We start from the raw sequence: 21,989 nt of genomic DNA on the forward strand, positions 1-21,989 counted from the left end.
TGAGGAAAACGCCATGCAAAACCCAATGCAGCGCTATCTCATTGCGACAGCAACCGGCATTCTGGTATTAACGCTGGGTGGTTGTGCCGTCACACCCATTGATGATCATGCTAACGGTTATCACCGTCATGATGGCTGGGATAAAAAAGGCTGGAACAATGACCGGAATGATGATCGTAAAAACTGGGATCGCAACCGTGATGGCGATAGGTCACGCTGGGATCGTCAGCATAACCATGATGACGACTACGATAACCATGGCGACTGGCGTGATGACCGTCGTTAAGCAGTAAGACAGTAGCAAAGTTCAAAGCTACTGCGCTGGATTAATAACTTTCTTTGCATCTTTCTAAATTTATATTCGTTCGATACTTGCTGTTCAGCCATGTTGTGCATCTAAGGGCTGGACAGCTTTTTCATCATTAGAATTTTAAAAATCCTGAACTTTTAAAATCCCTGGACTTTTAAAAAAACACATAATTAATGCTACACTGCCGCCATTACAGGTTCAGGTTAGTCGTACTAAGTGACCACGTCCCCTATTATTTCCAATCCACATAATAGCCAAGGTCAAAAAACCATGACTTCAACGGGAGAGCAGGCCATGCAGCATCAACCGCCTGGCAAGCCTTTACGTATTGGTATTGTGGTAGGTGAAGTGTCTGGCGATACACTAGGCGTAGCATTAATTAGAGCTTTTAAAGCACAGGGAATCGATGCAACTTTTGAAGGGATTGGCGGCCCACAAATGATTGCCGAGGGTTTTCACAGTATTTATCCCATGGAACGGCTCGCTGTCATGGGACTGGTGGAAGTCATGGGGCGGCTAAAGGAGTTGTTTGCCATTCGGGATGATCTGGTAGCTCGCTGGAAGGCCAGTCCGGTGGATATTTTTGTAGGGATTGATGCCCCTGATTTTAACCTACGTTTGTCCAGTCAGCTCAAGCCATTGGGCATTAAAACTGTACAGTATGTTAGTCCATCTGTATGGGCATGGCGGCAGGGGCGGGTACATGGCATCCGCGCTGCGATTGATCTGGTGCTGTGCCTGTTTCCGTTTGAGGTCGATTTTTATTTAAAGCATCAAGTGCCAGCAGTATTCGTCGGTCATCCATTGGCACAGGAAATTCCCGTGCAACATGACCTTGCACGGGCCAGGCAACAATTAGGGCTTGATCCAGCGCAAACCATCGTTGGTATTTTACCGGGAAGCCGTTCTGGCGAAGTATCCCGGCTTGCTCCGGTGTTGTTTGATAGCGCCTTTAAGCTACTGCAAAGCCAGCCAGCACTCAGGTTTTTGGTGCCGGCGATTAATCAGGCCCGTTTTGAGCAAATCCAGCAGATTCTAGCCAGTTATCCTGCATCCTTTAGCCAAGCCGTGCAGGTGATTCATGCGCAGGAAAGCAACAGTAAAATCGGACGTGATGTCATGGCGGCCAGCGATCTGGTGCTACTGGCATCAGGAACGGCTACACTGGAATGCCTGCTGTTTGGCCGGCCCATGGTGGTGGTATACAAACTGCACTGGCTGACCTATTTGATTGCCAGCTTTATGGTCAGGATTCCGTATAAATCGTTGCCTAATATTCTAGCTAACCGTGAAGTGGTACCAGAGCTGATCCAGTACGATGCCACACCTGATAAGGTCTATCTGGCTGCCAAGGCATTATTGCAAACGCCGCAGGGCAAAACCCAGCAGGACGCATTGGTTGCCATTCATCAACAACTGCAAGGGCAACAAGCTGTCAATCCGGCGCTGGCAATACTAGGCCTGCTGAATAAAACATGATAAAACAATTTATAGAAAAACCATCACCAGTAATCAGGCTTTAAAGACTGATTTTATTCAATAAGTTGTAATAATAAAATTGAGAATAAAATGAAGATCACCACAGCAACTCCCCACATGCAAGGCAATGTTGCCGAACTCATGTATAGCGCTGGCCCCGAGCTTTATGATTTTATTTATAAAACAGCAAAGCACCGTGCACAGGATTTTATTCAGTTTGAGTTTGAATCCGGGCAGGGTTTTTGTGGCTATCGCAATGTCACCGTGGCGTTAGTAGATAATAAGGTTGTTGCCACAGGCTGTTTTTTTGATGGCAAGGTTTATCCCAAGCTAGCACTGAGCACCTTAAAAAACATGATTCGTTTTTATGGTCTATTCAACATTTGGCCGATACTGCTACGCCTGCGCCATGTTGAAAGTGTGATGCAGCAGCCTAAAAAGAGCGAGCTTTACTTGTCCAATTTTGGCGTGGAACCTGATTTACGGGGTAAAGGCATTGGCAAAGCCATGCTGGAATATAAAATAGCCAAGGCCCGCCAGCAGTATTACCAGATTTTTTCACTGGATGTAGCGCACACCAATCCACGTGCACAGGCTTTGTATGAACGCATGGGGTTAAGGGCAGGCCAGCTTAAAAAATTCTCAGGCAAAAGCAAGGTCGTGCAAGTTCCCAATGCGATCAAGATGGAACTGGTTTTATAATATGCTTAAATTGATGGCATGACGAGCCAGCCAAAATTTAAGAAATTTTCTAAGGAATAACGATGCCGCTGCTGGTCAATCTGAATCATCATTCATCGCGTATTCTGGCGCGTTCTGAAATGAATCCCAACCTGATCCTGCCTGATGCATCTTTACTGGTTGCCGGTGTTGATGAAGCCGGGCGGGGGCCTTTAATTGGTTCTGTGGTCACGGCAGCAGTTATTTTAAATCCTGATCAGCCAATTGCCGGGCTTAATGACTCTAAAAAGCTCTCGGAAAAAAAGCGTGAGCTATTGTTTGCACAAATCCAGCAACATGCGCTGGCCTGGTGTATTGCAGAAGCAACCCATGAAGAAATTGACCAGTTCAATATTTTGCAGGCCACCATGCTGGCCATGAAGCGTGCGATTGAGGGGCTGGTAATAACGCCGGGTACGGCACTTATTGATGGCAATAGATGCCCTGATACGGATATTGCCTGTCGAGCAATTGTTGGTGGGGATGGTCTGGAGCAAAGCATTGGCGCTGCCAGTATTCTGGCCAAGGTCACGCGTGACCGGCAACTACAGGAGCTTGACCGCCAGTATCCGCAATATGGTTTGGCAAAGCATAAAGGCTACCCTACCAAGGCGCATCTGGAAGCCATTGCATTACATGGTATTTTGCCCGAGCATCGTAAAAGTTATGGGCCAGTGAAGAAATATTGTGAAGCCACTTCTTTTTAATTTAAAGCAGCTTTATGCTAAAACTAGCCTGCTTTTTAAAAAACAGGCTATAGAGTGTGTGAACAATTTACACTTGCGGTTCTGCTGGTGCTGAGCCATACAAACGCGCCATATCATCAAAGCTTCGGGTTTCATGCAGCCATAGCTCCTTGAAGTATTCAATACGTTTTACCTGTGCCTGTGCTGACGGGCTATCGTCTTCACCATGAAAGGTAAACAGTAGCGGATCGCCAATTTCTTCGCCATTTTCAACTAGGGTCATAAAATAAGCATTTAACAGCGGATCAATTCCAATAATGGCATCACGCCGATGCTGGTGGGAGTGTTTGCTTGTCATCATTTATTCCTTCTCTCGATTTTCGACAAAACATTAAGGGTTGCTTGGCGCAAGCCTTACCTAAGATCATTGCTAACATTGTATTAACAACATATTGTGCCCGGTCACAGAGGCTGGGCGACATAATCCATCATGCATGAGCCCATCGTATAGCATGAAAAATAACCAAGCTTTTTAGCAGTTTTATTGTCGGGAAAATTTTAAAGAGATTTTTAAAGAAAAATATGATTCATGTGGTTGTTTTTATTGATATTTTAATGAAATAATTTGTTGCGCTTTGTTTTTTATAAAGTATACCTAAGTGTAAAAATTAATGTATTTTATCAACAAAACTGATTATTCTGCTAACTGATATTCAAGCTATGAGGTAAAAAATAAAGCCAAGTCTATGGATAATAAACTGCTTAAGTGGATACTGAAAAATTAACTAAATCTAAAATCAACCTTATTGAATTGAAAACTAAAAATGTGAAAGGAAAAAAACAACATGACTATCAGCGGCCAAACCAGAATTCTGGCATTGATTGGCGATCCTGTGGTGCAGGCCAAAACGCCCACCCTGATAAATAAATTATTGCATGCACAAGGCCAGCAGGATGACTATGTACTTATTCCCATGCAGGTTAGCAGTAGTCATTTACAGGAAGTGCTAACTGGTTTACATCATATGCAGAATTTTTGTGGCGCCGTGATTACCATGCCACACAAAATGGCAATTTGTGCCTTACTGGATTTCTTAACAGATGAGGCACAAGCCATTGGCGCAGTGAATGTGATTTATCGGGATATAGCGGGCAAATTATATGGTCATATTTTAGACGGTGAAGGCTTTGTGAATGGCTTATTAGCTGCTGGGCATTCAGTGCAGGGCAGTCACTGTATTTTACGGGGAGCAGGCGGTGCAGCATCAGCCATTGGATTTGCACTGGCACGACATGGTTGCCAATCTCTGCAAATTTATAATCGCAGCCTTAAAAAAGCCGAGTTGTTAAAAGCCCAGCTTCAGGCAGTTTATCCAGCATTTGAAGTGACAGCAGTTAGCGCAGAGCAGCACATTCTTGACTTATTCACTCAGGAAGAAAATAAGTCATCCCAGAAAAGGTTTGATATTGCCATTAATGCCAGCAGTCTGGGAATGCAGGCTCAAGATGCACTGCCATTTTCAGCAGCGCTTATCAAACGCTGTAAGCTGGTTGCTGAGTGTGTGATTGCCCCTGAACACACTGCGCTGCTGCAATTAAGTCACAGTTTGGGCGTAAAAACCCATTTGGGATTAAATATGTTGAACAGCCAACTGGCGCTGATGCTGGAATTTATGACCAGGCAAGACACAAAATAAAAGCGGCCTAAGCCGCTTATAAGATACCTGCATGTAAACCTAAACGCTTACATTAGGATTAATCGCTGCAATCAACACCTAGCGATTATAGTTATCATCATCAAATGATGGCTGGTAATCCTGTTCCAGATGCTGCAAATGTTCATGCATGGCGCGTTCATGCTGAATACGCTGGTAAATCTCTTCGCGATGTACCGACACTTCTTTGGGTGCATTAACACCAATACGCACCTGATTACCTTTAACGCCCAACACTGTGACGCTAACTTCATCCCCAATCATCAGGGTTTCCCCGACGCGGCGGGTCAGAATAAGCATTCTCTTCTCCTTGTATCAACCTTTCTAGCATACTCGATTTATATGATCAGTATCGCTTAAAGTTATTTTTCCGAATAGCACTATCTACATTTTTTTGTAAAACAAACAATGGCTTTTGTATTCCGTTTATCTTACATGGAATAATTTTGCAGCCGTTGCAAGCAACTGTGATCAATTTAACATGAAACAGTTGCTTTTGCTGCATGCTTTTATGCAAATATTCCCGGCTTATTCTCTGATCTATTCAGGTTTAGGCACGGGCACTGCTTTCGCCAGTCGCGCGGTCAAGATCAAATGCGGTGTGCAGGCTACGCACCGCCAGTTCCAGATATTTTTCATCAACCACGACAGAGATTTTGATTTCAGAGGTCGAAATCATCTGGATGTTAATACCATCTTTGGCCAGTGCAGTAAACATCTTGCTAGCCACACCAGCATGAGAACGCATGCCAACACCAACAATGGATACCTTAACAATGCTGTCATCGCCAATGACCTGACCCGCACCAATGTCCTTGCCAATGGTTTCTAGCAGGTTTAGTGCCTTTTTAAAGTCAGTACGGTTGACGGTAAACGTGAAATCAGTAGTGCCATCGGCAGCAATGTTTTGCACAATCATGTCAATTTCAATGTTGGCATCACCAATTGGCGACAGAATACGTGATGCAACGCCCGGCTGATCAGGTACACCGCGAATGGTCAATTTTGCTTCGTCACGGTTAAAGGCAATACCAGAGATAATAGGCTGTTCCATAGTATGTTCCGATTCGGTGGTGATTAAAGTACCAACATTGTTTTTAAAGTCTTCGTCAAAGGCGCCATCGGTATCATTATCAAAACTGGACAATACACGTAGTGGCACCTGATATTTGCCTGCAAACTCCACAGAACGGATCTGTAGCACTTTTGAACCCAGGCTGGCCATTTCCAGCATTTCCTCAAAAGTAATGCGATCCAGTTTCTTGGCTTTGGGTGCAACGCGTGGATCAGTGGTATACACTCCATCCACATCAGTATAAATCTGGCATTCGTCAGCTTTTAATGCTGCCGCCAATGCAACGCCTGTGGTGTCAGAACCGCCACGGCCCAATGTCGTGGTATGGCCTTCTGCATCTACACCCTGAAAACCGGCAACCACCAGTACTTTGCCGCTGTTTAAATCTTTATGCATTAAATCAGCATCAATGCTTTGAATACGCGCCTTGTTAAACGAGCTGTCAGTTAGAATACCTACCTGACGGCCAGTGTAGGAGCACGCATCCACATCAATGGATCTTAGAGCTATGGCCAGCATCGCAATGGTGACTTGTTCGCCTGTCGATACCATCTGGTCCAGCTCACGCGGATCAGGATTTTCGGTAATGGATTTCGCCAAACCCAGCAGACGATTGGTTTCACCGCTCATTGCAGAAACCACCACTACTACACGATGACCGTGGTCATGCCAGCGTTTTACCCGACGCGCTACATTTAAAATGCGCTCGGGTGTACCCATTGAGGTACCCCCATATTTTTGTACGATCAAAGCCATAATTATTCCATCTGTTTTTAAATTCGCATGCCAGGGTCATTGCTTTGCCAGACACGCGTGCTCATCAATAATACGGTTGGGCAGGTGTTGTAACTGCCAACCCAATGAATCAACGGGTATATTGCGTGGTCAGCCAGTCCGGCAAACTCCCCATAACGTCAGCATAGTTGGGTGCAATCGGCGCGCCGCCCTGAGCAAGGTCAGGCTTGCCACCACCTTTACCGCCCAGTTGTTCGGTCAAGTGCTTGATAATGTCGCCTGCTTTTACTTTTGCTGTGTGCTCTTTAGCGACAGAAGCCAGTAAGCTGACCTTGCCAGCGCCATCGGTAGCAGCCAGTACAATTACGCCATCGGACAGGCGGGATTTCACGCTATCTAGCAGGTTGCGCAGGGTTTTGCCATCCATATTGTCCAGCTCGGCAATCAGGGTTTTAATCCCTGCAATTTCTTGCACCTGTTCAACCAGCTCGGCACTTTGGCTGCTGGCCAGTTTCTGGTTTAGGCGTTCAATCTGTTTTTCAAGTAAACGGCTGTTCTCGGCCATGGCTTCAACACGGTTAAAGACCTGATCACGCTGGGCCTTGATCAAGCTGCTGATTTGCGCCAGTTGCTGGTCGGCCTGCTGTACTACAGCCAGTGCCGCAGTACCAGTAACGGCTTCAATCCGGCGAATACCAGCGGCAATACCGCCCTCAGAAATAATCTTGAATAAGCCAATATCACCGGTGCGATTCACATGAATGCCACCACATAGTTCAATTGAAAAGTGGCGGTCATCTTTTTGGCTGCCCATACTGAGCACACGCACTTTGTCACCGTATTTTTCACCAAACAGCATCATTGCGCCTTTGTTTTTGGCTGATTCAATATCCAGTTCTTCGGTAGATACTGGCGTATTGGCAATCACCTCAGCATTCACCAGACGCTCAATTTCCTGTAATTGAGCAAAGCTTACCGGCTGGTCATTGGCAAAGTCAAAACGCAATACGGATGCAGATACGAGCGAACCCTTCTGGCTTACATGGGTGCCCAATACCTGACGCAAAGCCGCATGCAGCAGGTGAGTGGCCGAGTGATTACGTGCAGTTGCGGCGCGCATATCAGCCTTGACGGTTGCCTGTACTGCTTGTGACACGCTAACGGTGCCCATGGTTACCAGACCTTGATGCACAATGGCCGAGCCTGATTTTTTGGTATCCTGAACCTCAAAAATACCATTTTCGCCTGTCAGTAAGCCGGTATCGCCAACCTGACCACCGCTTTCGGCATAAAACGGGGTTTGATCCAGCACAATCAGGCCTTCATCACCTTCAGATAATGAATCAACGGCTTGTCCATCTTTATACAGTGCAATGATATTGCCTTGAGCATCAGTCCCAGCATAGCCATGGAATACTGATTCCTGATCGACTTTAACAATACTGTTGTAATCAATATTGAACTTGCCGGCATCACGCGCGCGCTGGCGTTGTTGGGCCATTTCAGCTTCAAAACCCGCTTCATCAATGTGCAAATTACGCTCGCGGGCAATGTCAGCAGTCAGGTCAACCGGGAAGCCATAGGTGTCGTACAGCTTGAATACCGTGCTACCTGCAATGGTATTGCCTTGCAGTTGAGCCAGCTCAGTTTCCAGCAAACGCAGACCCTGTTCCAGCGTACGGGCAAACTGTTCTTCTTCTTTCAGTAAGGTTGCCTCAACCACTTCACGACGGTTGACTAATTCAGGATAGGCTTCACCCATGACATCAATCAGTGGCTGCACCATCTTGTGGAAAAAGCTACCGGTTGCACCCAGCTTGTTGCCATGACGCACGGCACGGCGAATAATCCGGCGCAATACATAGCCTCGGCCTTCGTTGCTGGGTGTTACACCATCGGCAATTAAAAACGAGCAGGAGCGCGCATGATCAGCCAGTACGCGCAGGGAAGGATGCCCCTGCTTTTCAAAATCAGTGTCTTCAATGCCAATAATTTGTGCCGCAGATTTAATCAGATGCTGGAACAGGTCAATTTCATAATTGGAATGCACATGCTGCATCACCGCGCTAATACGTTCCAGACCCATGCCAGTATCCACGCTTGGCGCAGGTAACGGATGCAAAACCCCATCAGCCGTGCGGTTAAACTGCATGAACACATTGTTCCAGATTTCAATAAAGCGGTCACCGTCTTCTTCAGGCGTGCCCGGCAAGCCACCGGCAATGTCAGCGCCATGATCATAGAAAATTTCAGTACATGGCCCACATGGCCCAGTGTCACCCATGGCCCAGAAGTTATCAGAGGCGTAAGGTGCGCCCTTGTTGTCACCAATACGAATGATTCGATCAGCGCTTAGGCCAATATCCTTGTTCCAGATATCAAATGCTTCGTCATCAGTAGCATATACAGTCACATACAGGCGATCAGTCGGCAGAGCTAGCCACTCGGAGCTGGTGAGAAATTCCCATGCAAATTGAATTGCATCTTTTTTGAAATAATCACCAAAGGAAAAATTGCCCAGCATTTCAAAGAAAGTATGATGCCGTGCCGTGTAGCCCACGTTATCCAGATCGTTATGCTTGCCGCCAGCGCGGACACATTTCTGGCTTGAGGTAGCACGCACATAATTACGCTTGTCCATGCCCAAAAAGCAGTCTTTGAACTGGTTCATGCCTGCATTGGTGAATAGCAGGGTCGGGTCATTGGCAGGAATCAGGGAACTGGACGCAACACGCGTGTGGCCTTGCGTTTCAAAATAACGCAAAAACGCTTCACGAATTTCGTTCGATGTCATCATACGGCTCACAAAACAGCTCCCAGACCAATAACCACATACATAAAAAGCCAGATCATTTTATCGTTTGATCTAACCCGTAAAACCAGCCCGCAAAGTGGCCTGATTAACACCCAAAATGAATAAGCAATACCGTCAAAACACAGGATTTTCCACAGTCCGCTATAATTGACCCGCAAATTATTGCAAAAGTCTATTGCAAGCAGCAGCAAGTAGAAAAAAGCTGGCTTGGTTTAAAAGCCGCAAAGTATAGCCGATTTTACAGTTTGCTCAAAATCATTCTGCAGCGCTTTTGACCAGCCTGCGAAAAAAAAGCCATAAAAGCAAAAAGGATAGGCTACAGGTATAAAAACAGTTAAAATAGCGCTCTTTTTTTGCGGTTGTTGAGGCACGTGCGTGGATAATTTAACCATCGAACAAGAAACATTAAATGAGGCAGTGCAGCATTTACAGACGATTCGTGATTTTATCCGGTTTGGTGTCACCGCCTTACGCAGTTATGAGGTGCATCTGGGGCAGGGCACTGAAGACTTTTTTGCTGAAAGCGCCGCAATGGTATTGCAAAGCCTGTCACTGGAATGGTCTGCCGACGAACAAATTCTGGATGCCAAGCTATTACCTTCTGAAAAACAGCGCATTATTGAGGTATTGGAAAAACGCATCAACCAGCGTATTCCACTGGGCTATTTGCTGAATTTATCCTATTTTGCCGGACAGCCGTATTATGTGGATGAACGTGTATTGATTCCACGTTCGCCAGTTGCCGAGCTGATTGAAAACCAGTTTAACCCGTTCTTTAGCAATGGACTGGCCAATGCACAAGGTGGCGTGAACCAGTTACCGCATACCGATCATCCGATTGAACCCTCCCGCATGCTGGATTTATGTACTGGCTCTGGCTGCATTGCCATTGCACTGGCTTATGCTTTTCCGGATGCCACAGTGGATGCCGTGGATATTTCCCGTGATGCGCTGGAAGTCGCGGCCATTAATGTGGACTATCACACCAAGGAAGATCAGGTTTCCCTGATTGAATCCAACTTGCTGGAAAAAATTCCGGCCCAGCGCCAGTATGATCTGATTATCAGCAATCCGCCTTATGTGGATGCTGCCGATATGGCCGATTTGCCACAAGAATTCCTGCATGAACCTGAGTTGGCATTAGCCGCGGGCCGCGATGGGCTGGATCTGGTGCGTCATATTCTGGCACAGGCCGCTGATTACCTGACTGACAATGGCTTACTGGTGATTGAAGTGGGAAATAGTGAATGGGCATTGCGCCAGGCATTCCCAAAAATCAAATTCCACTGGCTGCACTTTAATCGTGGCGGTGCGGGTGTATTTGCACTCACTGCACAGGAATGCCGCCAGCATCAGGCAGAATTCAAAGACGCTTTACAGGGTTAACAGGAGCAATAAACCATGGCGGGAAACAGTATTGGTCAATTGTTCCGGATCACCACATGCGGTGAATCACATGGGCCGGGTTTAATGGCAATTGTGGATGGTGTGCCACCGGGACTGGAACTCAGTGAGGTTGATCTGCAAATTGATCTGGATCGCCGTAAACCCGGGACATCCAGTTTTGCGACCCAGCGTAAGGAAGAAGACATTGTTGAAATTATTTCTGGTGTATTTGAAGGTAAAACCACAGGAACACCGATTGGTTTACTGATTCGCAATACCGACCAGAAATCCAAGGATTATGGCAATATTGCGCAGACATTTCGTCCGGGGCATGCCGATTATACCTATACTCAAAAATACGGTTTTCGGGATTATCGCGGAGGCGGCCGTTCCAGTGCGCGCGAAACCGCCATGCGGGTCGCGGCAGGTGCAATTGCCAAAAAATACCTGAAAGAAAAATTCGGTATGCTGATTCGTGGGCATGTCACCCAGATTGGCAATGAATTTGCCAATAAGCTGGACTGGAATGAAGTACCCAATAATCCATTCTTTTGTGGTGATGCTGATGCTGTGCCACGCTTTGAAGCATTGGTTACCAGCTTGCGCCGTGATGGCACCAGTTGTGGCGCTAAGCTTGAAATTCTGGCAGAACATGTACCAGTCGGCTTGGGCGAACCGGTGTTTGATCGTCTGGATGCTGATATTGCCCATGCCATGATGAGCATTAATGCGGTTAAAGGTGTAGAAATTGGCGATGGCTTTGCTGTGGCAGGCCAGTTTGGTCATGAGTCCCGTGATGAACTGACGCCACAAGGTTTCACTGCCAATCATGCGGGTGGCATTTTAGGTGGGATTTCCAGTGGACAAACCATTCGGGTGGCAATTGCACTTAAACCCACTGCCAGCATTACCACACCCGGTAAAACCATTAATTTGCAGGGTGAAGCAACCGACGTCATTACCAAAGGCCGCCATGATCCGTGTGTAGGCGTGCGGGCAACACCGATTGCCGAAGCCATGCTGGCCATTGTACTGATGGATCATTACCTGCGTCATCGTGCGCAAAATGCCGACGTGATTGCGCCATTGGCTGCAATTGGCCATTAAAAATTTGCTAGTTGAAACTGGCTTCATATATTAATAGCATAAAAAAAGCCCGAACCTTGCGGAACGGGCTTTTAGTCGTTTGTTCTAAATCCATGCGTGAGCATAGATAACAAACTAATTGAGGCTCATCTCAAACTGTCGGGGATTTAACCATAGCCAGTGTACTACGTCAATATGAGCTTCCTTGCTACACTTTTTTTGCATCACATTTCTAACAGATAGCAATAATGACATCCCCTATTTCAGGTCTGTATAAAATCTCCGGCTTTTACTTTTTGTACTATGCTGTTGTTGGCGCATTTATGCCGTACTGGAGCCTGTATCTGGAGGATCAGGGCTTTAATCGTGCCACAATTGGCCTGTTGGCATCCATTACAGTACTGACGCGGATTTTTGCACCAATTGCATGGGGCTGGCTGGCAGATCGCACAGGTAAACGCATGCGTTGGGTGCGTCTGGCCACCCTGATGGAATGCATTATCTGGCTGAGTATTTTCCTGTTGCCCAATACCTTGGGGCATCTGGCTATTTTAATGTTTGTGTTCAGCTTTTTTCAAAATGCCATTTTGGCGCAGTTTGAAGCAGTCACCTTATTCTGGCTGGGCGCACAACGAGAAAGCCTGTATGGCAAGGTAAGGCGCTGGGGATCTGTTGGTTTTATTGCCGCTGTTTTCATACTGGGCAAGGTATTTGATCTTATCAGCATTCATTATTTGCCGATGCTGTTAATGCTGATTGCTGCAATGACGTGGGCATGGACATGGCAGATTGATGAGCCACAGCAGGCACCAAATGCGCAAAAGCAACTCAGTTCTATTTTTCCGATAATTAAGCAGCCGCAGGTGTGGCGTTTTTTTAGTATTGAATTTTTACTGCTCCTATCTCATGCGCCATTTTACAGTTTTTATTCCAATTATTTAAAGGATTATGGCTATAGCACAGGCACAACTGGTTTATTGTGGTCATTGGGTGTGGTGGCCGAAATTGTGATGTTTAGCCAGAGCCGTCATCTATTGGCGCGTTTTAAACAACATCAGTTGATTGCTTTATGCCTGATAGTAACCTCATTACGCTGGATACTGGTGGCGAGTTTCCCGCAGTTTTTGAGTGTCCAGATTATTGCTCAGTGCCTGCATGCATTTAGTTTTGGTCTGTTTCATGTGATTGCAATGCGGGTTATTTTTAATCATTTCCTGCCAGCACAACAGGGGCGTGCACAAGCCTTATATAGCACCATGTGGGGCTTGGGGGTTGCACTGGGGTCATTGCTGGCGGGGCATTACTGGCAGTCTTATGGCGGCAGTGCCATGTTTTATGCGGCTGCACCGGTGGTATTGCTGGGCCTGTTCTTTTTGTCTCCCCGGTATGTTGTGAAAACGCAATCAGCACTTGACCTTTAAGCAAAACGCCTGCACGATCAAAAGCAGGGTTTTTAGTTGATTTTAGAAGATAATTGTTAATGAATAGCATCAAAATGAACAGCAAGGCGCGCTTGCCATCAGGCCATAAAACCAGTTTTTTTAAAACCACATCAGCAACAGGTACGGCCTCATTATTAAAACCTTTATGGATTGTACCGTTAGGTTTTGGGTTGTTCTTAAGCTGTTCATTAACCCATGCAGCCGATCAGACTGCGACGCCCGAACAGGTTACTGCTGCAACAGCTAACAGCAATACGCCCTTGCATGAGCATTCCAGTGTGGAACCGCAAGCCCTGGCTGTGCAACCTTCGCCTAATCAACCTGCACCAACCTCTGTACCAGAACAATCTGAAAGTGTGGAAGCACCGGAACAGGACAACAAGATTGTGATTGTGAGCCGCCCTCAGGTTACCGGCTTATGGGCAATGACTATTCCGGGAGCGCAATGTATTGAATATTATAATTTTATGGAAAAAGGCGATGTTGTTATAAAAAGCGGCGCAGAGTGGACCTATGGCAAATATGTCTATCAGGTGCCTGCTGTAGCCGAGCCAGGTTCGCCTGTGCTGGCCTTGCGTATTCAATATGATAACTTGCAAACGGATTGCTCAGGCAATGCCATAGACCAGCGTGGTGAAGACCAGCAGCAATATGTCAAATGGACAGGCCCATCAAGCATGGATTTTTGCACCACACAGGACGGTGCGCAGTGTTTTGCTTCACTACGCCGCATATTGCCCTAAAACTTAAGCTGGTAAAATTTTAAAAATTAAAAGCTGAATAATTAATATTTGAATCAGGCCGAAGCAGATGTTTCGGCGTGTTCCTGACGTTTGAGCAGATTTTTTTCCAGATAGTGAATATCCATTGCCTGCCGGTTAAAGTCAGCGTCGCACAAAATGACATTACGGTGCAGGCTAATGTTGGTTTTTACACCATCAATAATGGTTTCATCCAGTGCCTGACGCAAGCGGGCCAGGGCAGTAGGCCGGTCTTTGGCGTGGGCAATCAGCTTGCCAATCATGGAATCATAATAGGGTGGAATGCTATAGCCGCTATAAATATGTGAATCAAAGCGAATACCAGCACCCCCGGGCGCATGAAAATACTTGATAGTGCCGGGTGAAGGCATAAAGGTTTTTGGGTCTTCGGCATTAATGCGGCATTCAATGGCATGGCCGCAAATCTTGATATCATCCTGAGTAATATCCAGCCCAAGTCCGGCAGCAATCCGGATTTGCTGTTCAATAATATCAATACCGGTAATGCATTCAGTGACCGGATGCTCCACCTGAACCCGGGTATTCATTTCAATAAAAAAGAACTGCTCATCTTCAAATAAAAATTCAAAGGTGCCTGCACCGCGATACTGCATCAGCTCGCAGGCATTCACACAGGCCTCCAGAATATCGGCACGGGCCTGTTCCGGCAGGTCAGGTGCTGGTGCTTCTTCAATCACTTTCTGGTGGCGGCGCTGTAGTGAACAATCCCGGTCAAACAGGTGAATCGCGCGGCCCATGCCGTCACCCAGCACCTGCACTTCAACATGACGCGGCTTTTGTAAAAACCGCTCCATATAGACCGTGTCATCACCAAACCACATTTCAGCATCGCGCTGGGCTGCCTGTACCGATTCCAGTAGCATATCCACACGCTCAACAATACGCATGCCCCGGCCACCACCGCCAGCGGCAGCTTTTACAATTAATGGAAAACCAATATTTTTGGCTTCATTCAAAGCATTATGGGTGGTTACCGCGCGGGTAGAACCGGGCACAGTGGGTACGCCGGCTTTTTTCATGGCCAGAATGGCAGAAACCTTGTTTCCCATCAGGCGAATGTGTTCCGGGCGCGGGCCAATAAAAGTAAAGCCCGAGTTTTCAACCAGCTCGGCAAATTCTGCATTTTCGGACAAAAAGCCGTAGCCCGGATGAATGGCATCGGCTCCTGTAACCTCGGCTGCACTAATCAGAGCCGGAATGTTCAGGTAGCTTTCACTGCTGGCACCGGCACCAATACACACCGCCTCATCAACAAAGCGCAAATGCATTAAATCCTTATCGGCGTCGGAATATACCCCAACAGTTTTGATCCCAAGCGCTTTGCAGGCCCGGGTAATACGCAGTGCAATTTCACCACGGTTGGCGATAAGGATTTTTTGTAGCATAACTGGTTATTCCAAGATCATTCCATTGCAAAAGCAGCGACAGCGTCTGTGTTTCAGGCACGAAACCGGAAAAGGGGCTGGCCATACTGAACTACATCAGCATTCTTCACCAGAATTTCCTCAATCACACCGCTATGCGTTGCTTCAATCGGATTCATGATTTTCATGGCTTCAATAATGCCTAATGTGTCGCCAGCCTGCACGGTTTGGCCAACCTTCACAAAAGGCGCTTCGCCAGGATTTGGGGCCGCATAAAACACACCTACCATTGGAGATGTTTCAATGGCACCGCGCTGGGTACGAACCTGAGGAGCAGGTTCAGGCATTGCTGCCATGGTAGCTGCAGCAATTACAGGAGTACGACGCGTAAGCGAAATGGATTGATCGCCTTCTTTTACTTCCAGCGCCTGCAAATCTGATTCAATCATAAGATCAATCAGCTTCTTGATTTTTCGGATGTCCATGCGGCGTGTTCCAGACTGTGTTGCAATAAAAAGTTAATGGGTTGCCTGCAGTTGGTATATCACACAGGCAGCAGTTACAAGCTTAGCTGCCTACAATGTGGCTTGAGCTGAGCCAAGCCGGTTGATGACATGGCTTAAGGCAAAATAATATCCATCAGCACCCAGACCAAAAATGACAGCCTGAGCTTTATCTGATAAATAAGAATGATGACGGAATGCTTCGCGGGCATGCACATTGGATAAATGCACTTCAATAAAGGGAATTGCTACGCCGAGCAAGGCATCGCGCAGCGCAACCGATGTATGGGTGAGTGCTGCAGGATTAATAATGATAAAACGGATGTGTTCAGCATAGGCCTGCTGAATACGGTCAACCAGAGCGCCTTCCCAGTTACTTTGAAAACTATCCAGTTGAAAGCCAGCCTGATTCGCTTGTTGTACAAGTTTTTGATTAATTTCGGCTAGTGTAATACTACCGTAGATTTCTGGTTCCCGTTGCCCAAGCAGGTTAAGGTTGGGTCCATGTAAAACCAGAATATCCGTCAAGGGCATTGTGAGGCTGCTCCAAGTTTACCGTATTACATCACTGTGCAGGGTCAGGCAATCAAGTGACTCATGTCATTGAAAAGTAAGCGATATGATTTTTAAATTGCAGTTTGAAACATTTACACGGCTGTGCTTAATATTTCTTTCAACTTTGCCAGTTCGCTACAAAAAATGAAATATTCGCGTTACTTCGCAGCAAGATACGCAAAAAAAATAATTTTGGCAATGCTAAATTTGACCATTTATCTAAAAAATTATAATTATCTTGTGATGAAAAAGAGCTATTTTGCATGGATTTTCGGCGAACTGGCAGAAAAATACCATTTTTTGGTTGAGAAAGTGAGATAAGCATAAAGATGATTAATGAAGGGACAGACGTTATAAAAACAGTAAAGCTGTCGCTAAATCCTTTTAAAGTTAAGCCAGCCTTTATTGAATTTATGCTTAATTATTCCACTCCCAATATGTCACCTTGAATTTCTTTGGCTTTGCAAAGGGGCAGCAATTTTATCACATTCGGTGATAGCCTACTCAAGCAGATTTTTAATGACCATTTGTAACAGGATAAAGAGTTGGCAGCGCTATATTGCGATTGATTTTTCTCAAGTACTGAAAACAGTATGCAGTTCTTAGACAAACTAGGAATTCATTGTGGTTTATGCTATCAGCAGATGACAGGAGGCAACGTAATCAAATGAATGAAAGTGACTATATTAATATTCTGGTGCACTTGATTAGCGCACTGGTGGCTGGTGCTGCCATTGGACTTGAGCGCAGTTTTCATGGACGGCCTGCGGGTTTTCGCACCCATACGCTGGTGTGCTTGACCTCAAGTTTGTTGATGCTGGTAACACTGTATCAGAGCCAGTGGATGCCCGGTATTACCCACGATATGATCCGTATTGATCCTACCCGGACTGCACAAGGCATCATGACGGGTATTGGTTTTCTGGGTGCGGGTGTAATTTTCAAGGAAGGGCTGAGTGTACGCGGCTTGACCACGGCTGCTTCAATCTGGATTACGGCAGCCATTGGAATTTTAATGGGAATTGGTTTTTTCTTTCCCGCGGTTATTGCAACCGTGCTGACCGTAGGTATCCTGTCAGTTTTCCGCCGCATTGAATCATTGATGCCATCACAGATTTATTCCCATCACTGGATACGCTTTGCACGGCATCAGGTAATGGATGAAACTGAGCTGCGCAGCATGCTTAAAAATTACGGCTTTAGTGTTAATGCTATGAGCTATCATGCTGATCAGGATGATTCATTTCGCTACCAGATGACCGTAAGTACCCTGAAAGCAGAAAACCTGAATCTCTTAAGTCATGCTTTGCTAAAAATGGAGAATGTGGAAGGTTTTGGCTTATCACCTACAGGTGACTAATAGCTAATGATCACTATTAAATAAAAACCTGCCCGATAATAAGTTGTAATTATCAGGCAGGTTTTTATTAATGATCAATCAACACATGAGCAGGTTATTTGCTCTTTTTATCCGTTGATTTCTTTTCTGTCGATTTTTTAGCACTATCCTTTTTAGGAGAGGCTTTTTTATCGTCAGTTTTTTTACTGCTGGACTTAGTGCTGGCTGATTTCTTGCTATCCGTACCTTTGCTATCAGACTTCTTACTGGCAGTTTTTTTGCTGTCGGTTTGAGAGTCTGATTTGGCTTTAGAATCTGTTTTGGTTTTAGCAGACTTTGGTTTTTCAGATTTGGTACTGGCAGACTTGCTGCTCTTGGTTTTAGAATCAGACTTACTCGCTGCCTTTTTCTTGCCACCACCGTCTTGCTTGTTTACGGTAGCCCAGGCAATACGCTCAGCGTCATCGGTTGAGCGTCCCTGTTTTTTTTCGCTGTCCTCAATGTGTTCAGCCTGACGTTTTTGCTTGTCGGTATATGCTGATTTTTCTCCACGAGCCATGATGAGTTCCTCACTAAGATTAACGACTCTACTGTTTTAACACGGCATAAAACTGTGTCAGTAAATAACTGTCATTCTGTGTAGGGCAACTGCAAAGCGTGTAAAGGAAAAATCACTAACAAGCGTTTTAAGCGGAAAATAAGCAGAAATTGGGGCAAAAAAGTAGTGGTGGTATGCTTTGAAGCCACTTTAGCTAGAGTGCTGCTATAAGTTTAAAGAACCAGATCAACAGGGGAAGGGCTAGTGTTTAAAAAAGCTTAGGCAAAAAAGGGAACCAAAGTTCCCTGAATTGTCTGCCAAAAAATTCCTGATTCAAGTCATCTGAACTGTTATTTTTTCTGTAGCTCAAACAGTAAGAACTCAATAAGTGCTTTTTGCGCATGCAGGCGGTTTTCTGCTTCATCCCAAACCACAGCACGCGGATCATCCAGCATATCTTCTGAAATTTCCTCACCACGATGTGCAGGCAGGCAATGCATAAACAGGGCATCCGGACTGGCCAGATCCATCAGTGGAGGCGAAATCTGGAAAGGTGCAAATCGGCGCTTGCGGGTATTTTGCTCATTTTCCTGCCCCATACTGGCCCAGACGTCAGTCGTGAGTAGGTGAGAACCTTCTGCAGCTTCCTCGGCACTTTTCACCAGCTCCACACAATGTGCATACTCTTCCAGTAGTTCAGGTTCCGGCTCAAAACCATACGGGGTGGCAATACGCAGCTTAAAATTGAGCATGTGTGCTGCATGAATATAGGAGTTGCACATGTTGTTGCCATCGCCAATCCAAGACACGGTCTTGCCAGCAATCTCACCACGATGTTCCTTGAAAGTTTGCAGGTCAGCCAGCAACTGGCAAGGGTGATGTGTATCTGTCAGGCCGTTAATGACCGGAACTCTGGAGTACTGGGCAAAGCGTTCTACTGTGGCATGTGCAAAGGTTCGGATCATGACTATATCCAGCATGCTGGAAATAACCCGGGCAGAATCTTCAATGGGTTCACCACGGCCCAGCTGGGTATCACGTGGTGATAAAAAAATGGCACCGCCACCAAACTGAATCATGCCTGCTTCAAATGAAACACGGGTACGGGTACTGGACTTCTCAAAGATCATGCCCAGTACTTTACCTACAAATGGCTGATAAATTTCGCCTTTGTGCTGCATCGCTTTGAGTTCAATGGCACGATCAATAATTGCTTTAAGTTCTGTACTACTAAGATCGGTTAAGGTTAAAAAATGCCGCAGGGCCATAATGTCTCCGCAAAAACAATGAGCACCTTAAATGGTGCTCACAGCCAATGTCATCCGTTTAATATGTAAGACTGTCCCGAGTATAAGCGATTGCAGGGCAAGGCTGCAAAGGCTATCCTGATTTGATGCAGTCAATGCATTACTCTATGCAAGCGTTTTAAAGAAAAAATAGCTCATTTTTTTAAAATTGCTTAAAAAGTAATGCAATTGTCATTACAGCTTATCAGTTACAGACGATTAAGCTGAGCCAGAATCTGATAGGCATTTAAGGCCTGATCTTCCTGATTTAAAATGAGCTGGGTATTGGCATCCAGCAAGGTTTGCTCGGCAGTGAGTAAATCATAGGTGGTACGTGTGCCCAGTTCCAGCTCACGGCGAATGGTTTGTAGTGCCAGTTGTGCTGCATCGCGTGCCTTGATTAAAGCCGGATACTGATTCTGGCTAGTTTGCAGCATGGCATAGTTTTCAGTCAGGCGCTGCTGGAGCTGGCGACGGTTACTGTCGAGTTGTTCCTGAGCAATAGCAACCCGTGCCTGTGAGCGCAGCACTTCTGCCTTTCGTGTGCCGCCATCCAGAATGGGCAGGCTGGCTTGCAAGCTCACTCCATATGCACCCAGTCGACTGGTTGAAAAGTCACTGTCATCCTGTGTATTGGCGCGGCCAGCCAGCTGGATACTGGGATAGCTTTCCCGGTGGCTGAGTTCCAGTTGTTGCTGTGCTGCTTTTAATTGCAGGCGTGCATTTTCAATCAAGGGGGTACTTTCAATCATGGTGAGTGCGTCAGTTAAGCTGGGCACTGTGGACACCTGTTGCAATGGCTCAAGGTTTTGCGGACTCTGGCCAGTGAGCTGAACATAGCGTGATTGATCGACCAATAATGTGGCTTCAGCACGACTTTGACTGGCTGCTCCTTGCGCCTGTCGCGCATTCGCCTGTGCCAGATCAGTTTTAGTGACTTCACCTGCTTTTAAGCGTAAACCTGCATCACGGGCAGCCTGATCCAGCGAGCGCTGATTATCCTGTTCCAGTTGAATAAGTGCCAGATCACGGGTAATGGCCGCATGTAAGCTAATCGCTGCCAGTGCAGCCTGTGTATCGACATAACCAACATTGGCCTCGGCTGCTTCAATGCTGGTTTGTGCTGCCTGAACCGCCAGTTGCTGACGGCCAGCGGTATATAAAGGATAACTAAACTGCATGCCTACAGTTTGTGGAAAGCGTTTGCCTTCTTCAGGAAACAGTGCATTTTTTTCAGTAGTAATATAGCCAGCCCCAATTTCGGCATTAGCACTGAGTTTAAAACCATATTGAGCACGGATTTGTGCCAGTTGGGCAGCCTGATCTTGTACCTGTAAACCGGCCAGACGACGCTCTGACTGATAGTTTTTGGCCAGTGCAATACTTTCCTGTAAGGTTTGGGCATAAACTGCCACAGGGGGCGTAATCATTGCGCATAACAAAATCGAGGCGCGAACCGATAAGGCAGGCGCACGAAAATAAGAAAAGTTCATGATGAGTGACGATGTCCTGCTAAAAAACGTTCAACCAGATATTTAAGGTAATGATCAGCATCCAGATGGTCTTCCAGTGGAGAAAGACCCACCAGCAAGCGCCATTGGGCATGTCGCAGCATGCCAAAGAATAGTGTGGCTGATTCATAAGGATGAGGGCAGTCAATTTCGCCCTGCGCATGGGCACGTTCCAGCAGGTTGGCTACAATCAACAGGCCGCGCTTGGGTCCTGAATCATAAGCCAGTTGCGCCAGCTCAGGATCACGCTGGGATTCTTCAACCACTAGCCGCATAAAGGCAATATTGTCAGTATCAGTAAAGGCGATATACACTGACTTGGCAGTCAGCAATATGATTTCATGCAGTGACTGGCCGGATTGCCATTGTGGTGGCGGATTGGACTTAAAGAATTTTTCACAACGATATTCAAACAGGGCAGCCAGCAATCCTTTTTTATTGCCAAAATATTGATAAATCGCTGCTTTTGAACCGCCACAAAACTGTACGATGTCATCAAGGCTAACGGCATTGAAGCCTTTTTCCAGAAAAAGCGTATTGGCAGCCTGCAACAATGAGGCACGGCGCTCAATACCACGCCGGGTCAGTGCTGTCGTACAACTTGATTGCGATGTGTCATGCACGTTATTCATCGAAAAAAACTCATAGAAAGTTGACCGCCC

At 46.3% G+C, this 21,989-nt stretch carries 21 protein-coding genes; 10 read left to right on the plus strand and 11 right to left on the minus strand.

Annotated features, from left to right (window positions below; translation table 11 throughout):
* Window positions 1-13: 13 nt before the first annotated feature.
* The 4 genes from Q337_RS16680 to rnhB all read left to right on the plus strand — a co-directional run bounded on the left by Q337_RS16680 (window position 14) and on the right by rnhB (window position 3,216).
* A complete protein-coding gene (locus Q337_RS16680; RefSeq protein WP_034279193.1) occupies window positions 14-286 on the plus strand; it encodes a hypothetical protein in 273 nt (90 codons plus the stop codon).
* A gap of 294 nt (window positions 287-580) precedes the next feature.
* Entirely contained in the window at window positions 581-1,789 is a 1,209-nt protein-coding gene (lpxB, locus tag Q337_RS0103830; protein ID WP_228133073.1) for a lipid-A-disaccharide synthase, read from the plus strand.
* A 90-nt stretch (window positions 1,790-1,879) separates the two neighbouring features.
* A complete protein-coding gene (locus tag Q337_RS0103835) occupies window positions 1,880-2,491 on the plus strand; it encodes a GNAT family N-acetyltransferase (RefSeq protein ID WP_084494700.1) in 612 nt (203 codons plus the stop codon).
* A 119-nt stretch (window positions 2,492-2,610) separates the two neighbouring features.
* Window positions 2,611-3,216, plus strand: a complete 606-nt coding sequence (rnhB, locus tag Q337_RS0103840) for a ribonuclease HII (RefSeq protein ID WP_026470467.1) — start codon at window positions 2,611-2,613, stop codon at window positions 3,214-3,216.
* Between the two features lie 67 nt (window positions 3,217-3,283).
* Here the strand turns inward: rnhB and Q337_RS0103845 are convergent, their stop codons facing one another.
* The gene (locus tag Q337_RS0103845) at window positions 3,284-3,556 is read right to left on the minus strand and encodes a hypothetical protein (RefSeq protein WP_169733737.1); all 273 of its coding nucleotides are present in this window, start codon (window positions 3,554-3,556) and stop codon (window positions 3,284-3,286) included.
* A 484-nt stretch (window positions 3,557-4,040) separates the two neighbouring features.
* On the opposite strand from Q337_RS0103845, the gene Q337_RS0103850 reads away from it, so the two are divergent.
* On the plus strand, window positions 4,041-4,892 hold the full coding sequence (locus Q337_RS0103850; protein WP_026470469.1) for a shikimate dehydrogenase family protein: 852 nt from the start codon (window positions 4,041-4,043) through the stop codon (window positions 4,890-4,892).
* Window positions 4,893-4,970: 78 nt separating this feature from the next.
* On the opposite strand, the gene csrA is transcribed toward Q337_RS0103850, so the two are convergent.
* The 3 genes from csrA to alaS form a co-directional block, all read right to left on the minus strand.
* Window positions 4,971-5,210 carry a carbon storage regulator CsrA gene (gene csrA / locus Q337_RS0103855; RefSeq protein ID WP_026470470.1) on the minus strand — a complete coding sequence of 80 codons (240 nt, stop codon included), beginning with the start codon at window positions 5,208-5,210 and terminating at the stop codon, window positions 4,971-4,973.
* Between the two features lie 250 nt (window positions 5,211-5,460).
* Window positions 5,461-6,741: an aspartate kinase gene (locus Q337_RS0103865; RefSeq protein WP_026470471.1), complete on the minus strand. Its 1,281-nt coding sequence runs from the start codon at window positions 6,739-6,741 to the stop codon at window positions 5,461-5,463.
* A gap of 109 nt (window positions 6,742-6,850) precedes the next feature.
* A complete protein-coding gene (gene alaS / locus Q337_RS0103870; RefSeq protein ID WP_026470472.1) occupies window positions 6,851-9,514 on the minus strand; it encodes an alanine--tRNA ligase in 2,664 nt (887 codons plus the stop codon).
* 396 nt (window positions 9,515-9,910) lie between these two features.
* Between alaS and prmB the strand changes: the two genes are divergently transcribed.
* The 4 genes from prmB (at window position 9,911) to Q337_RS18280 (ending at window position 14,192) form a co-directional block, all read left to right on the plus strand.
* Window positions 9,911-10,921: a 50S ribosomal protein L3 N(5)-glutamine methyltransferase gene (gene prmB, locus Q337_RS0103875; protein ID WP_026470473.1), complete on the plus strand. Its 1,011-nt coding sequence runs from the start codon at window positions 9,911-9,913 to the stop codon at window positions 10,919-10,921.
* A 15-nt stretch (window positions 10,922-10,936) separates the two neighbouring features.
* Window positions 10,937-12,028, plus strand: coding sequence for a chorismate synthase (gene aroC / locus Q337_RS0103880; protein WP_026470474.1), 1,092 nt, complete (start codon window positions 10,937-10,939; stop codon window positions 12,026-12,028).
* Window positions 12,029-12,255: 227 nt separating this feature from the next.
* Complete coding sequence (locus Q337_RS0103885) at window positions 12,256-13,428, plus strand: MFS transporter (RefSeq protein WP_026470475.1); 1,173 nt, start codon at window positions 12,256-12,258, stop codon at window positions 13,426-13,428.
* Window positions 13,429-13,487: 59 nt separating this feature from the next.
* On the plus strand, window positions 13,488-14,192 hold the full coding sequence (locus Q337_RS18280; protein ID WP_051526536.1) for a hypothetical protein: 705 nt from the start codon (window positions 13,488-13,490) through the stop codon (window positions 14,190-14,192).
* A gap of 53 nt (window positions 14,193-14,245) precedes the next feature.
* Here the strand turns inward: Q337_RS18280 and accC are convergent, their stop codons facing one another.
* The 3 genes from accC to aroQ all read right to left on the minus strand — a co-directional run bounded on the left by accC (window position 14,246) and on the right by aroQ (window position 16,632).
* A complete protein-coding gene (accC, locus tag Q337_RS0103895) occupies window positions 14,246-15,616 on the minus strand; it encodes an acetyl-CoA carboxylase biotin carboxylase subunit (protein WP_026470477.1) in 1,371 nt (456 codons plus the stop codon).
* A gap of 53 nt (window positions 15,617-15,669) precedes the next feature.
* On the minus strand, window positions 15,670-16,080 hold the full coding sequence (accB, locus tag Q337_RS0103900) for an acetyl-CoA carboxylase biotin carboxyl carrier protein (protein WP_026470478.1): 411 nt from the start codon (window positions 16,078-16,080) through the stop codon (window positions 15,670-15,672).
* A 90-nt stretch (window positions 16,081-16,170) separates the two neighbouring features.
* A complete protein-coding gene (aroQ, locus tag Q337_RS0103905) occupies window positions 16,171-16,632 on the minus strand; it encodes a type II 3-dehydroquinate dehydratase (RefSeq protein ID WP_026470479.1) in 462 nt (153 codons plus the stop codon).
* A 688-nt stretch (window positions 16,633-17,320) separates the two neighbouring features.
* On the opposite strand from aroQ, the gene Q337_RS0103915 reads away from it, so the two are divergent.
* Window positions 17,321-18,013 carry an MgtC/SapB family protein gene (locus tag Q337_RS0103915; protein WP_026470480.1) on the plus strand — a complete coding sequence of 231 codons (693 nt, stop codon included), beginning with the start codon at window positions 17,321-17,323 and terminating at the stop codon, window positions 18,011-18,013.
* Window positions 18,014-18,107: 94 nt separating this feature from the next.
* Here Q337_RS0103915 and Q337_RS18570 read toward each other — a convergent pair whose 3' ends face one another.
* The 4 genes from Q337_RS18570 to Q337_RS0103935 form a co-directional block, all read right to left on the minus strand.
* On the minus strand, window positions 18,108-18,551 hold the full coding sequence (locus tag Q337_RS18570) for a hypothetical protein (protein ID WP_026470481.1): 444 nt from the start codon (window positions 18,549-18,551) through the stop codon (window positions 18,108-18,110).
* Window positions 18,552-18,880: 329 nt separating this feature from the next.
* Window positions 18,881-19,798 (minus strand): ornithine carbamoyltransferase, encoded by a 918-nt coding sequence (argF, locus tag Q337_RS0103925; protein WP_026470482.1) that lies wholly within the window; start codon window positions 19,796-19,798, stop codon window positions 18,881-18,883.
* Between the two features lie 227 nt (window positions 19,799-20,025).
* A complete protein-coding gene (locus Q337_RS0103930) occupies window positions 20,026-21,309 on the minus strand; it encodes a TolC family protein (RefSeq protein ID WP_026470483.1) in 1,284 nt (427 codons plus the stop codon).
* Window positions 21,306-21,959: a TetR/AcrR family transcriptional regulator gene (locus tag Q337_RS0103935; RefSeq protein ID WP_051526537.1), complete on the minus strand. Its 654-nt coding sequence runs from the start codon at window positions 21,957-21,959 to the stop codon at window positions 21,306-21,308. The genes Q337_RS0103930 and Q337_RS0103935 overlap by 4 nt, the downstream gene beginning before the upstream one ends.
* Between the last annotated feature and the right edge of the window lie 30 nt (window positions 21,960-21,989).

Origin of the sequence: Alkanindiges illinoisensis DSM 15370, from assembly GCF_000619845.1 — a bacterium.
Taxonomy (GTDB): domain Bacteria; phylum Pseudomonadota; class Gammaproteobacteria; order Pseudomonadales; family Moraxellaceae; genus Alkanindiges; species Alkanindiges illinoisensis.